The sequence below is a fragment of the Heliomicrobium modesticaldum Ice1 genome (genome assembly GCF_000019165.1).
Taxonomy (GTDB): Bacteria; Bacillota; Desulfitobacteriia; order Heliobacteriales; family Heliobacteriaceae; genus Heliomicrobium; species Heliomicrobium modesticaldum.
The window spans coordinates 2,884,154-2,897,162 of record NC_010337.2 but is presented as its reverse complement, the minus strand read 5'-3'; the positions used below and the strand labels follow the sequence as shown (position 1 = coordinate 2,897,162).

Genomic DNA, 13,009 nt, shown 5'->3' with positions numbered 1-13,009 from the left:
ATTACATATATCACTCAGAAGCTGTGGAATAGCAAGCTATATATTCGCAGAATGATAAGGTTTACCCCGGCTCTTTTTGCGCCAATGACACAATGCCGCAAAGGACGAAGCATACGCACGGGAGGGCCACGCCGTTGCCCCACATCTTATATTCCGCACTGTCGCTGTGCGGGTTCTGAAGCCATTTCACAATCTGCTTCCGGCTTTTGGGCTTTGAGGATGTACCCATGATTCTGCGGTATGTCTCGAACACGTCAGCCCACCATTCGATTTCCCCATCGGTCGGCTCCGGTGTTTCCAGTCCGCTACACCACCAATCAGGGAAGCCTTGAAGCCTTGCGCATTCGGTTGGCGTGAGCCTGCGGACGATATACAGCGGGCGGTTTACGATTTGCACGTCCTTATAGTCCCGGGCCATGAGGGTGGATGCCTTTTCCTCATGCACCTCGGTGAAGCCGCCAGTGGTCATGGCATAAGCCACAGCATGTTTATCACAGGTGTTGAGGGTAAAGGACACATCTTTATTTACTCCATCACCTTGCGGGCCATTCTTTTCCTCACGCCCGATCATGCTTCCTTGGAGTACGTAAGTCTGCCGGTGGATGCCCGGTTCAGCGGCGATTGCTCCGGCACGGTTATCCAAATCCCGGACTTCCTCCCGTTGGTTCTGGGTGAATGCCACAATAGCCATGCCTCCCTGGTTGCAGGAGGGGTTGCCGCCGTTGGCATTCAGTGTTCGGGAGGTATCGGCTTCATAAATTCCGCTGCGTGGGTTAGCAGACTTCATGGCGTTACTGTCCTTGGAACAAATCCCAAATACCTTCGGTACGAACACCGTCTGGTCGTTGTTGCAGGACAGGGTTGCGGACATATCATCCTGAATCAGTGCGCCCTTGCCGCCGCCTTCGCAGCCGGAACGTATCTTCAGGGTCAGAGGTACGTTGTTGCCCCCTGTCCCCATGCGGGAAGTAAGGGTCTGTACCTTGCCGCTTTTGTCCAGCGTAACTCTGCAATCCGCAGGGTGATTTTCAACTACCACGGCATGGGAGTGGTTGGCTTGCAACGTGTATGCGGGGTCACCGTCTTCTCCCACTCCGAATCCCGTGCTTTCGCCAAGGGAGATATGCCTTGTAGCAACCTGTGTGTTTATAGGGATGGCGACAGCCAACTGGTTGTCGCCCATATCGGCGCGCAGCGTTCCCGCCATGCCCTCGTCCAAGTGGCCGCCAATCCTTGAAACGGCGCCCGGTTCAAACACAATGGGCTGATGCCCGTGTTCTTCTGCACGGAGCGTGGCGGTCAGTCCTTCCGTGACCGACATGCAAGAGCCGCCTTGGTCGTTTAAGACGCGGATTGGCTCTCCAGGGCAGTCCTTAAAATTGACGGAAGTTCTTTGCCCCGTAGGGAAGCCCGGCGTAAAATCCCTTGACACGCCTTCGGGCTCAAATAGAACCTCTCCGGCGCGTTCGCTTCCAAAATCAGCGACAAGGTAGATTCTTTTGCGCCGTTGGGCGACCCCGAAATATTGCGCGTCAACAGTCCTGTAAGCAACGCTCCATCCGTCGCCCACGAGAATGTCGGCGTAAGGCCAGCCGTTTTTGTCAGGCGCAGGCACCTGGGCTTCCGGCTCGGCGATTTGTACGATTGAGTCGAGGACGGCCTTGAAGTCGCGTCCTTTGTTTGAGGAAAACGCGCCGGGCACGTTCTCCCACAGGATAAATCTTGGGTACCGCCCATTTGTAGCGCACCTCATTTCTTTAATGATCCTGATTGCCTCGTAAAATAGAACGGATTGTGGGCCTTTAAGGCCGGCTCTCTTGCCCGCGACCGACATATCGGTGCAGGGCGAGCCAAAGGATATAATGTCCACTGGTTCGATTTCCGTTCCGTTTATACAGGAGATGTCGCCGTAGTGCTTCATCTGCGGCAGCCGCCTGGTGGTCACACGGATGGGGAACGGCTCTATTTCCGAAGCCCAGACCGGGGTTATCCCATTTAAAACGGCTCCGAGCGGAAAGCCGCCGGAGCCGTCGAAGAGCGAGCCGAGGGTAAGCTGTCTATCCATCAGCAGTCACCTCACTGTAGGGAATCTTTGCACCACCCCGTATAAGGATTACATTATCTGTACCTGCCTGTTCGATGTACCGCTTCACGATAACATCGCAGAATTTCTCATCCAGTTCGACCGTGTGGCAAATTCGGTCGGTCTGCTCGCAGGCGATGAGGGTGCTGCCCGAACCTCCGAAGGGGTCGAGGACAATACAGCCTGTCATACTGGAGTTGAGGATCGGGTAGGCAATAAGCGGCACAGGCTTCATCGTGGGGTGGTCGGCGTTCTTCTTCGGCTTGTCGAATTCCCAGACGGTGGACTGCTTGCGGTCGGAGTACCAGGCATGCTTGCCCGCTTTCTTCCAGCCGAAGAGAATGGGTTCATGCTGCCACTGGTAGGGCGACCGGCCCAATACCAGCGATTGCTTCTTCCAGATGCACGTCCCCGACAGATAAAACCCGGCGTCGGAAAATGCCCTGCGGAAGTTCAGGCCCTCGGTGTCCGCATGGAATATATAGATGGACGCTTCCTTCGCCATCGCCTTTTCGGTCAATGTGAAAGCGTCCAGCAGGAACCGGTAAAACTTGTCATCCGCCATGTTGTCGTTCTTAATTTTTCCCGCCTTTCCCTCGTAATTGACGTTATACGGAGGGTCTGTGACCACGAGGTTGGCGAGTTTTCCGTCCATGAGCAGGGAGAAGGTCTCCGGTTTGGTGCTGTCGCCGCAGACAAGGCGGTGACGCCCCAGCAGCCACAGGTCGCCCGGTTTTGTGACGGCGGGCTTTTGCAGTTCGCCCTCCACGTCAAAGTCATCGTCTTTAATATCTTCGATGTTGCCCATCAGCTTATTCAGTTCGGCATCATCGAAGCCAAGGAGCGAAATATCGAAGTCCGCTCCCTGCAGGTCAGAGAGCTCCACCGAAAGCATCTCAGCATCCCAGCCTGCATTCAGCGCAAGGCGGTTGTCTGCGATAATGTAGGCTCTTTTCTGGGCTTCGGTCAGGTGTTCTGCGAACACGCAGGGAACCTCCGCAATGCCTTCCTCCTTAGCGGCGAGGACGCGGCCGTGTCCGGCAATAATGTTCAGGTCTTTATCCACGATGACCGGATTGACAAAACCGAACTCGCGAAGGCTCGCCCGAAGCTGGAGTATCTGTTCCTTACTATGGGTACGAGCGTTGCGGGCATACGGCACCAGTTTGTCTGTATTCACTTTTTCAAAACGCTCGGTTGTATTCATAAAGCGTTACCGTCCTTTCCTGCCCGACAGGAGGGCTTCCATGATATCGTCCTGCGGATTGCCGACGAAAGCCGTGGTGCAGTTTTGCTTGACTATGTCAAAAATCTCATACCAGATGAGATTTGCCTGCTTCTGGAACGACTGGCTCATTTGCACAAAGGGGCTGGTGATCGCACCGCCTGTAGTAGGGTGCTTGCCCAGAAGCCCGTAGGTGCTAATAGCCTCTTCGCACTGGATATAACGCGTAAATGCCTGCGCATAGGCTTCAATCAGCCTGGGGTTGACGAACTTCTCGCAACCGCGCTCTTTGAGCCACTTCCACGTTTCAATAAACAGCGCATCGGCGCCCAGCGGTTTCCCGTCTTTTTGTCTTGCCCGGAGGTAGTCACTCGGCTCCGGCATGTCTTCGCCATATAAATCCGCCGCGCCGTCAAGGTCGCTTGCTTCGAGCATCGACTCGGGGTGCAGATCCGTGGCTTCTAAAATCCGGGCGGCTTTCCCCGTTGCGATCTTCTCTGCAAGGGGTTGTGGTTTGTCCCCGGCGCGCACGCGGCGGCCTCCTCTGTTTGTTCCGTCTTTTGCCACGCGCCGTCACCTCCCTTCGTGGCAGGGCTTTAATCCCCTGTTTGAACCGGTATTTTTTCGCGCGTGACCCCACGCCCGTTGCACGCGAGAGAAGTCACAGAGATTTCGACCGCCCCTACCGGTCCCAGCGTCCGCCTTCTCGGGCGGTGATCTCGGAGTGGCAGGGGGTACATAACGACATGAGGTTGCTCATATCGTTGGTGCCGCCTTGGGACAGCGGCTTGATGTGGTGTACTTCCTCGGCGGGTGTGATCCGTCCTTGCTTCTCGCATTGCTCGCAAAGCGGGTGCGCCGCGATGTAGCGGTCGCGGATTCTCTTCCACGTCCTGCCGTAGCGTTTCCTTACGGCGGGGTCGCGCTGGTAGCGTTCGTATCGTTTTGCTTCTTCCTTGGCGTGCTTCTCACAGAATCTGCCGCCCGTCAGCTTCGAGCAGCCGGGGTGGGAACACGGACGCTTTGGTCTGTATGGCATTGGGCCACCTCGCTTGGGGCAAACAAAAAGCCCCCGCGAGTTTCCCCGTGAAGGCTCTGATCACAGTTTTCGATGCTACCATTATACAACGCCCGTCCGCAAACAAACCGCATGAATTCCGCACACTTTATCCGAAGAGAAGAATCCGCAGGTGTTTCAGGGCGTCACTGCGCATCTGCTCAATCTTCCGCTCGCTGTAGCTGAGTTCACTCATCAGGCGGTAGGTTGCGCCGGACTTCTGGTTATCACCCATGTAGAATTCAGATAGGATATGCTGTTCGGTGTCGGTCATGCTAGACCACGCAGGCTCAAACCAAGCCATGTACTCTATCGCCTGGCTGTAGCGTTCCCGCAGGATGTCCAGCTTGTCAATCTGCGCGGCCAGCTTATCGGCCCCCGCCTGGGGGTTCCTTGCGGACGGCAGCCCGGACAGTTTGGGACCCCTGGGTGAAGCCATTTGCTCATACACATCCTTGATTTCCTGGGGCGTGTTGTTGATGATAAACCGCATGTTTTCGTAGTCGCGTATGGCGGCTACCGTAGCGGCGTTCTTATTGATATATTTCAGCGCAATCATATGCCAGCCTCCTTTTCAAGGTTTGCCTTGACCGCATCAATCAAAGCGGTCTGGGTTTTGTCTTTGAGCCGTAATGCTTTCATAACCTGCTCGTCAATCGTACCCTTGGTGATAATGTGGTGGATGACCACGGTTTCTTTTTGCCCCTGACGCCAGAGCCGGGCGTTGGTCTGCTGGTAGAGTTCCAACGACCATGTCAGCCCAAACCATACGAGGGTGGAACCACCGGCCTGCAGGTTCAAACCGTGGCCGGCAGAAGCCGGGTGGATGACTGCTACCGGGATTTCGCCGTCATTCCATCGCCTGATGGAATCGACGCTATCCAGCCGCTCGGCGGGGAAACGCTTAAGTATACGGTTTAGGTCATGCTTATACCAGTAGGCGATCAGAACGGGCTTGCCATTGGCGGCTTCAAGGATATCTTCTAAGGCGTCAAGCTTACGGCCGTGGATATTGACAACTGAGCCATCATCGGCATAAACTGCACCATTAGCCATCTGCAGCAGCTTGTTCGACAGGCTCGCGGCGCTTCCGGCATCAATCTCTTGCCCTTCCAGTGAAAGGACGAGCTCTCGCTTCATGGTTTCGTAAACTTTTTTCTCTTTTTCCGACAGCCGCACGGGGATCTCGTTTATCACGCATTCCGGCATCTTGAGGTAGTCTGTGCTTTTCATACTTATCGTGATGTCGGAAATACGGCGGTAAATCTCGTCCTCCGCCCCGGGCAGGGGCTTATAACTGAAAACAACCTGCTGATTGCGCTTATCCGGGGTAAAGAAGCTGTTACGGTAATGGGTGATGAATCGGCCGAGCCGCTGGCCCATGTCGAGAATGCCGATTTCCGCCCATAAATCCATGAGGCCGTTACCGGAAGGGGTACCTGTCAGCCCCACGATGCGTTTTACCTTCGGACGGACACGGCGCAGTGCCTTGAACCGCTTTGAACCGTATGCCTTGAAGGAGGAAAGCTCATCAACCACCACCATGTCGTAGTCGAAGGGCAGCTTGCTCTTGTTTACCAGCCAGTCCACGTTTTCACGGTTGATCAGATACACATCGACGTTTTGCATAAGCGCAAACCTGCGTTCCTGCTCCGTACCGACAGCCACCGAGTATGTCAGGCCTTTTAGGTGGTCCCACTTTTCGATTTCCGCAGGCCATGTGTCCCTTGCAACCCGCAGCGGGGCGATAACCAGCACTTTGCGGATGAGGAAGCTGTCAAGCGCAAGGTCGAAGATGGCGGTAAGGGTAATAACGCTTTTGCCAAGCCCCATATCCAGAAATACCGCTGAGATAGGGTGTTCCAGTATGAAATTTGTCACATAGGATTGATAGTCATGAGGACTGTATTTCATCAAGGATTCCTCCAATCTGCCCGGCACCGTCAATGCAGAATACTAAAAAGCCTAACGCTTCCAGTTGTCTTTTTCGTTTTTCCTGCAACGGGCGCGGCCGTTTGCCCGATGCCTTGAGTTCTATGAACGCCAGCTTCCCATGGGGGAGCAGTACTAAGCGGTCAGGCACCCCATCGAAACCCGGTGATATCAGCTTCAGGGCGATGCCGCCCATTGACTTGACTGTGTTTTTGAGTTTTATTTCTATGGTTTTTTCTCTCATACAAGTCCTTTCTGCCAGTTCCAAGGTTCTAAAGTTCCACGAATTCCATATAACCTATACGCGCGTATATGCGGGTACACACGATAGCTCTTTTCCTATATCCATAATTCTTTATTTATATTGGAACTATGGAACCCTTGGAAAAAGCGTTGATATATCAAGGTTCTAAGAGATTCCAAGATTGGAATTTCCGGTTCCGTCTATGGTTCGTACCCACACATACTGGGCGCCATAGCCCTTGATTTTCTTTTTCTGGCCTGAATATACCCAGCCGCCAATCTTTTGCATGATCAGCTTGATTTTGTAGCTGTCAGCCTGGCGCTCGAACTTACCTCGGTCATTGCCGAAGCATTCGCACCAGATTTCCATATTGCTGACAAACTCACGCTGGTTTTTGCCTTCCGGATGCAATGGGTCGTCCGAGGAAAAGTAATGTTTCCGGTTGTATAAATCCATGTCGTACCAGTTATCCGGCAGAAGCATATCGAGGTATTCGCGAACCACGCCTTCGCGCTCATCGGCTTCAAGGGCCGTCGTCTGTTCAGCTTTTGCCTGTTCTGCCGCGCTGCCTTCAAGATAAAGCTTTTCGCCTTGCTTCCAGTAGTGCTTCGCTTCCGCCCAAATTTGAGGCACATCGGTTTCGGGCAAATCCCAGCCTTTTTTACTGCCACCCCAGACACGCACGACCCAGAAACGGCGGTTTCCGGTGGTATCACGAAGGAATCCAGCATTTTCCGCATTCGTGGAGCCGACGATAATACATTGGCGCGGATGGCTTTCTACTGTTCGCCCGTAGGAAGGGCGGTACTGGTCGTCCTGCCGGGAAAGGAAGCCTTTGATGTTGTTGACATCCATTTTTGACAGGCCCGCCAGTTCGGGGATTTCCACAATCCAGACACCCTGGATTTTCTCTGCGGCATCTTTGCCTTTGCCCATATCGGTAAAATTCAGGCTGTCGGAAAACCATTCCCCGGCAAGCCGGGCAAAGAAGGTGGACTTGCCGAGGTCGGTCCGTCCGTTCAGCACCAGCATGGAGTCGAACTTAATGCCCGGCTGATAGATACGGGCCACCGCCGCCGCGAGAGTTTTTCGGGTAACCATCCTGGTATACTCCGTATCCTCCGCGCCAAAATACCGGACAAGCAAGGTTTCCACCCGCTTGGTGCCATCCCATTCGGGCAGATTGTCGAGGTAATCGCGGATAGGATGATAGGCACGGTCGTCCGCAGCCTTAGTGAGCGCAAGCTCATAGTTGCGGGAAGAAAACGTGCCGTAGGTTTTATCCACATAAGCCACAAGCTGCGCCATATCCGCATCCCGCCATGCCTGGTAGGGGCGTTCCCACGGCAGGGCGTCATCGCCGTAAATCTGATTCGCAAGGCGGTTATAGCGGATGCCTTGCAGCTTTGGGTCGTTTTTCAGGATGAGCAGAAGATTGCCAAGGGAGTTTTTAAGCACGGTGGAGCGCGGTTCATACTCGAGGTTTTTCTCCCAGTCCGTATCTTCTTCGGCAAATTCGGCCGATGCCTGCGCCCGGCGTTCTTCTGCCAAAAGCAGCTTCACACGCTCGTCATTTACCGCAAGCTCCGTCATTGCCTTATAGGACGGCAGCTTGCTCACCGGGGTATCTTCGGCGGACTTATCGTCAAGGGCGCGGAATTTATGAAGCCGTACCAGGTCAAAAGCATTCAGCAGTTTTCCGCAGGCGGGGTCGGTGGCGTGATGGCTGTACACATACACGCTGTCATAGATAACCACGCCCGCACTGCTGTCAGCTGGGATATAGTCGTATCTGCCGTTCATGGCGGATGGCTCATATACATCGGAGAGGAAAGCTTCGATTGCCTCCTCAACGGTATAGGTACGGTTGAACGCACCGATGATGCCCGGCTTGGTGAGCGGATTCCCTGCTTCGGCGACACCGCTCCGCACCACCTCGGATTGACGGCTGGAGCGCGGCCAAGTGGACTCGTCCTGCCAATCGTCATAGCGGGTAAGGTATTCATCCGGGTTAATGTCGATTCCATCCTTCTTCCGGAACCAGAATTCGCCGTTCATAGAGGTGGACGGCCAGTACATGAGCCGGTGGGCTTCATAGGTCGTATCGTCAAAAAGGTCAATTCCAATGTCCTTTGCCACCATCCGGGCTACCGCAGGATATTCCGCTTCGCTGACATCACGGGAGAGCGGGATGGCAAGGCGGATACGGGGCTTTTCAGGAGTGTGCTTATGTGTAGAGTAGGCACAGCACCTAAAGTCGCACTTCATAATGACTTCGTCCCAAACGCCCGGAGTGCCGTAGTCCATATCCAGAAGGATCATGGAGCGGCAGAGTACAAATCCCTTTTTACGGCGGCCCGACTTTAGGTGGCCGGCCACATAGCCGCCGACATCCTTGATAGCGTCCTGCTGACCTTTCTTCAGTTTTCGGTATTCCTCCACGGTTTCCGTGGTGCGGACAGTGGTATTAACCCGTGTGCAAAAGTCATCCCAGGAGATGTCGCTGTTTTTCCACTTCTTATCCATGCGGCTGTTACCGTATGAAATCTTCATTCCGAGACCTCCTTGCAGTCATCAGAAAAATATCTGATGGTGTATTTCTTTCGCTTGGCTCTTTCAATCTCAGCGTTCATTCCGGAGGAGATATAGCCGCCAAACACCCAGACTTCCGCGCATTTTGACATAAGTACATTGCCAAAGAGTAAACCCAGGCTGCATTCAGCCGGGTTGTCGTCATCTAAAAATTGAGGGTAAAGCAGGTGCGGTGTGAAAGGGATATATCCCATTTCAACCGCAAACCGGCTGTACCGCCTGGCCGACTTGATGTTGCTTTCGACATTCCCGGAATATGGGGAACAGATATATACAAGGGGCCTGAAAGCTTTTGCGGCTTTTTCCTCTTGCTCTACAGCTGTCAAGGCCTCATAGGCGGTGGGGTCGTAATAACCTTCCGAGTTGAATTTATTGATGCCCATAGGTCGACCTCGCTTTCACGCCGGCTTTTCGAGCAGCTTCAGCTTATACCATTCCAGGTGGCGCTTGCGCTGTTCGTAATCCGGTACGGCAACCAGCAAGCCGATATCGACCTTCTGTAGCGTTTCCATCATCCTGACCTGCTCGTCCGTCAGGTAAGGGCGGATGCTGGTGCCTTTTTCAAGGCCGTGTGCCTGCCTGAACTGTTTTGCCGACATCCCGGTAACAATGCGGTTTATCATGTCGCACTCGTTGCTGAAATGGTATGGCTTGGGATTTTCATGCAGCAGCTTGATGTTTTCGGTCAGCAGCGGGAATTCCTTACGGGCGGCGACAAGTGTTTTGATAAACTGTTCCATCTCGTTAAAGCGCCTGATATACAGTTCCTTGAACCTCATCGCTTTCTGCCCCGTATATCCCATGACCAGCATGGTGAAACCGTCGCGGGTCATCATGTAGCACGGCAGTTTTCTCCCGGTACTGTCCTTGTAAAAGGTCTGCTCAAAATTGGATTTAGTGAAGTCCTCACTCAATCCAGATTTGGTGTCAGTGATTTTTGCTATATCGCGAAGAACGTGGAAATGTTCCTTCTCGAAATACCGGGCAACAAACAGGCTGTCGACCCTCGCAGTGTCGTTGGTATCGGCGAAAACGCCGTATTTGTCTTTTGGAATTAATTCCTTCATCTGTTTCCCTCCAATCTTGACCTGCTGCATTCCGGGCAGTAAACCGCCGTACCGTACAGATCACCTTCACCGTCGTTGAACAGTTCCGCAAGGTCAATCCTGACCTCACACCCACAGCCGGGGCAGGTACAGAACACATTGTCATCGTGGATTTCCACGGTGATCCCCACTGTGTCGTTGATCTTTTCTCTTACATAGAACATAGGCAAACCTCCATTCTTGAAGGCATCATTGCCCTCTAAAACTCTCAGGACAGAAACTGTCGCTGTGAGTACCAAAAGCATCAATCTTTTTTGTAAAAATCTGTTTCATATCCATCCGCCCGCAGTAAAAGGCCTTTTGCCCAGGGTGGTGTTTGGCCCATTTGTTTGCATACAGCCTCGGTGGACATTCGGCGGTCAGCTTCGATAACAATCTCATCGTGAACGTGCATCACGATGGAGCAGTGCCTAAGATTCCGCATGGCATAGCAGAGGATGTCCCGGCTCGTGGCCTGCACGATATTTTCCGTGAGTTTCGGGCCATAGCTTTCAATCCGTTCCCATTTCTTTGCGCCGCCGACACCTTCGTAGGTGATGCAGTCCGAACCGAAGCGGTTCTGACCAATACGCGGCTTCACATAGGCAAGACGCCTGCCGGAAGGGAGCGTTATAAAGAACATCCCGCTCTGATAGGAAAAGCGGATGCCGTGTGTTTCTGTGGTGGTGCGCTCCCTGACTGCCTTCATGGCGGCACGGTCAATATCCCACCAGAGTCTCACGATTTTGGGGTTCGAGGATCTCCAGGCGGAAACAAGTGGTTGAAGTTCCTCCTCTTCAAGCCCCATCTCCAATGCGCCCATAGCTTTGAGCGCACCGACCGACCCGCCGTATCCGAGGGCGAGTTCCGCGATTTTGCCTTTTTGCCGCAGGTGGCCGTTGACACCGTTCTTTTCCACAGGAACATGGAACATCTGGGAAGCGGAAGCACAGTAGATATCGCCGCCGGATTCAAAGACCTCCTGCCGCCATTTTTCGCCCGCAAGCCAGGCGATGACCCTCGCTTCAATCGCCGAGAAGTCCGCCACGATGAATTTACAGCCTTTTTTCGGCACAAAGGCGGTACGGATGAGTTCCGACAGTACCTCCGGCACTGAGTCGTAGAGCATTTCCAAAGCTGCGAAGTTGCCGGAACGCACAAGGCTTCGGGCCTGTTCCAGGTCGGGCATGTGGTTCTGGGGCAGGTTCTGCAATTGTATTAATCTGCCTGCCCATCTGCCGGTTCGGTTGGCGCCGTAAAATTGGAACATTCCACGGGCGCGACCGTCGGTGCAGACTACGTTTTCCATGGCCGTATATTTCTTGACCGATGACTTTGCCAGTGACTGCCTGAGTTCCAACACCTTACCGAGCGGTTCTGATGCAGTCTTTAAAAGTTCCACCACAGCCTTCTTGCCAAGCGTATCGGTTTCAAGGCCGTGGTCGGAAAGCCACTGCTTCATCTGAACCACGGAGTTGGGATTCTCCAGCTCAGTCAATTCACGTATCATGCCAGTCAGTTTGGAACGGGATCGGTTATCCATTTCGATGGCTTGACGCACGAGATCCATATCCAGAGCAACGCCACGGTCGTTAATCTCTTGATCGAGGTGGTATTCCCCCCAAACGCCCTCGGGTACGGGAAACTTAGCCAGCTTCTGCTGTATCGCCATCTCAGTTTCAACATCGCGAAGGTTGTAGGCCTTGAATGCAGCCCATTTGTCCGGGGCGTGGATTGGCAGGTTTCTTGTACGGCCTTCATTGGAGACTGTAGGTTTGCACGGCACAGAAAAATGCCGAATTAAGTCTTTGCCCTCCGTGAGCTTCTGCTTTTCAAGGCCAAGGACGGCGCCGGTTCCTTCAAGGGAGAGGGGCAGGCCCATGTATGCCGACCACACCATCGTGCAGCGCCATGACATTGGATCAAGATATTGACCTGTGGGCAACCCTAACCACTTTGACAAGCAGATGCGTTCAAACTGGGCGTTGAAAGCCCACTTCGTCACATCCTTATCGGTTAGTGCATCGACGACTTTGGATGGGATTGCTTCGCTACACATGAGGTCAACCACCTGAACCTCGCCGCCATCAACGGAATATCCGAAGAGCAGGATTGCAAAGTCCGGGGATTCCGTATAGCGATAGACCCCGCTTTTGGCGAGGTCTACACTGCTGTACGTTTCTATGTCGATATTGAGCGCCCTCACGAGAGGAAGTCCTCATCGATTTCGGTAGCAAAATCGTCTTCAGCCCTGGACTTGCCGCCGAGTGGTTCGCCATCACGGATTTTCTGCAGATTGTTCAGTCCGCAGGCGATGCCCCTGTTTCCGTTGCTGTTAAAGGCATAAAAGTTGATACTTGCCCTGCCGTAGACGCCGCTGTAAACCTCGGAACGGTCAAGGATGGGCTGGCGGTCGGCATCCACGATGCCGGGTGCGGTCGAGGAGTTGGCGTTAATGAAGTAGGCGTTGGCATAGGCAGGATCGTCAGGGCGTTCGGTATCACCGTCACGCAGAGGTGTCTTGATAGCGGAAAGGGGCGGTACGGTTTTGCCGTTGCCTTTCAGCTTGGCTTCACCCTCGTGGTAGGCGGCTTCAATTGCGGCCTTGAGTTTTGCTATGGTGCGAGTATCGGACTTGGGGATGATAAGCGATACGGAGAACTTCGGAGTGCCTCCGTTTATGGACTTGGCCTCCCAGACGTTGGCATAAGACCAGCGGGTGTCGGGGCCGGTGATAACCTTCATAGGGTTTGCGTTGGCTTTGTTTGTGTTGTTTGACATAAGATTTTCC

Annotated in this window: 13 protein-coding genes; all 13 read right to left on the bottom strand. The window is 53.7% G+C overall.

Features of this window, described 5'->3' with window-relative positions:
• Window positions 1-61 precede the first annotated feature (61 nt).
• Window positions 62-2,065: a DNA cytosine methyltransferase gene (locus HM1_RS13410; protein ID WP_012283936.1), complete on the bottom strand. Its 2,004-nt coding sequence runs from the start codon at window positions 2,063-2,065 to the stop codon at window positions 62-64.
• A complete protein-coding gene (locus tag HM1_RS13405) occupies window positions 2,058-3,290 on the bottom strand; it encodes a site-specific DNA-methyltransferase (RefSeq protein WP_012283935.1) in 1,233 nt (410 codons plus the stop codon). The genes HM1_RS13410 and HM1_RS13405 overlap by 8 nt, the downstream gene beginning before the upstream one ends.
• Before the next feature lie 6 nt (window positions 3,291-3,296).
• Window positions 3,297-3,875 (bottom strand): P27 family phage terminase small subunit, encoded by a 579-nt coding sequence (locus HM1_RS13400; RefSeq protein ID WP_012283934.1) that lies wholly within the window; start codon window positions 3,873-3,875, stop codon window positions 3,297-3,299.
• A 115-nt stretch (window positions 3,876-3,990) separates the two neighbouring features.
• Window positions 3,991-4,347, bottom strand: a complete 357-nt coding sequence (locus tag HM1_RS13395; RefSeq protein ID WP_041314022.1) for an HNH endonuclease — start codon at window positions 4,345-4,347, stop codon at window positions 3,991-3,993.
• Between the two features lie 127 nt (window positions 4,348-4,474).
• Window positions 4,475-4,924 (bottom strand): hypothetical protein, encoded by a 450-nt coding sequence (locus HM1_RS13390; RefSeq protein ID WP_012283933.1) that lies wholly within the window; start codon window positions 4,922-4,924, stop codon window positions 4,475-4,477.
• Entirely contained in the window at window positions 4,921-6,279 is a 1,359-nt protein-coding gene (locus tag HM1_RS13385) for a DEAD/DEAH box helicase (RefSeq protein WP_012283932.1), read from the bottom strand. Before HM1_RS13385 ends, HM1_RS13390 begins: the two co-directional genes overlap by 4 nt.
• Window positions 6,260-6,541, bottom strand: a complete 282-nt coding sequence (locus HM1_RS13380; RefSeq protein WP_012283931.1) for a VRR-NUC domain-containing protein — start codon at window positions 6,539-6,541, stop codon at window positions 6,260-6,262. Before HM1_RS13380 ends, HM1_RS13385 begins: the two co-directional genes overlap by 20 nt.
• Window positions 6,542-6,706: 165 nt before the next feature.
• The gene (locus tag HM1_RS13375) at window positions 6,707-9,094 is read right to left on the bottom strand and encodes a virulence-associated E family protein (RefSeq protein ID WP_012283930.1); all 2,388 of its coding nucleotides are present in this window, start codon (window positions 9,092-9,094) and stop codon (window positions 6,707-6,709) included.
• Window positions 9,091-9,516 (bottom strand): DUF7768 domain-containing protein, encoded by a 426-nt coding sequence (locus HM1_RS13370; RefSeq protein WP_041314019.1) that lies wholly within the window; start codon window positions 9,514-9,516, stop codon window positions 9,091-9,093. Before HM1_RS13370 ends, HM1_RS13375 begins: the two co-directional genes overlap by 4 nt.
• Before the next feature lie 15 nt (window positions 9,517-9,531).
• Window positions 9,532-10,200, bottom strand: coding sequence for a Rha family transcriptional regulator (locus HM1_RS13365; RefSeq protein WP_012283927.1), 669 nt, complete (start codon window positions 10,198-10,200; stop codon window positions 9,532-9,534).
• On the bottom strand, window positions 10,197-10,403 hold the full coding sequence (locus HM1_RS13360; protein ID WP_012283926.1) for a hypothetical protein: 207 nt from the start codon (window positions 10,401-10,403) through the stop codon (window positions 10,197-10,199). Before HM1_RS13360 ends, HM1_RS13365 begins: the two co-directional genes overlap by 4 nt.
• Before the next feature lie 80 nt (window positions 10,404-10,483).
• Window positions 10,484-12,424: a DNA polymerase gene (locus HM1_RS13355; RefSeq protein WP_012283925.1), complete on the bottom strand. Its 1,941-nt coding sequence runs from the start codon at window positions 12,422-12,424 to the stop codon at window positions 10,484-10,486.
• Window positions 12,421-12,999, bottom strand: a complete 579-nt coding sequence (locus tag HM1_RS13350) for a DUF2815 family protein (RefSeq protein ID WP_012283924.1) — start codon at window positions 12,997-12,999, stop codon at window positions 12,421-12,423. Before HM1_RS13350 ends, HM1_RS13355 begins: the two co-directional genes overlap by 4 nt.
• Window positions 13,000-13,009: the final 10 nt, after the last annotated feature.

Excerpts from the sequence above, each read along its gene's own strand:
- HM1_RS13375 (WP_012283930.1), bottom strand. The coding sequence starts at position 9,094 with ATGAAGATTTCATACGGTAACAGCCGCATGGATAAGAAGTGGAAAAAC.
- HM1_RS13360 (WP_012283926.1), bottom strand. The coding sequence starts at position 10,403 with ATGTTCTATGTAAGAGAAAAGATCAACGACACAGTGGGGATCACCGTG.
- HM1_RS13370 (WP_041314019.1), bottom strand. The coding sequence starts at position 9,516 with ATGGGCATCAATAAATTCAACTCGGAAGGTTATTACGACCCCACCGCC.
- HM1_RS13350 (WP_012283924.1), bottom strand. The coding sequence starts at position 12,999 with ATGTCAAACAACACAAACAAAGCCAACGCAAACCCTATGAAGGTTATC.
- HM1_RS13385 (WP_012283932.1), bottom strand. The coding sequence starts at position 6,279 with ATGAAATACAGTCCTCATGACTATCAATCCTATGTGACAAATTTCATA.
- HM1_RS13410 (WP_012283936.1), bottom strand. The coding sequence starts at position 2,065 with ATGGATAGACAGCTTACCCTCGGCTCGCTCTTCGACGGCTCCGGCGGC.
- HM1_RS13405 (WP_012283935.1), bottom strand. The coding sequence starts at position 3,290 with ATGAATACAACCGAGCGTTTTGAAAAAGTGAATACAGACAAACTGGTG.
- HM1_RS13395 (WP_041314022.1), bottom strand. The coding sequence starts at position 4,347 with ATGCCATACAGACCAAAGCGTCCGTGTTCCCACCCCGGCTGCTCGAAG.
- HM1_RS13390 (WP_012283933.1), bottom strand. The coding sequence starts at position 4,924 with ATGATTGCGCTGAAATATATCAATAAGAACGCCGCTACGGTAGCCGCC.
- HM1_RS13380 (WP_012283931.1), bottom strand. The coding sequence starts at position 6,541 with ATGAGAGAAAAAACCATAGAAATAAAACTCAAAAACACAGTCAAGTCA.
- HM1_RS13365 (WP_012283927.1), bottom strand. The coding sequence starts at position 10,200 with ATGAAGGAATTAATTCCAAAAGACAAATACGGCGTTTTCGCCGATACC.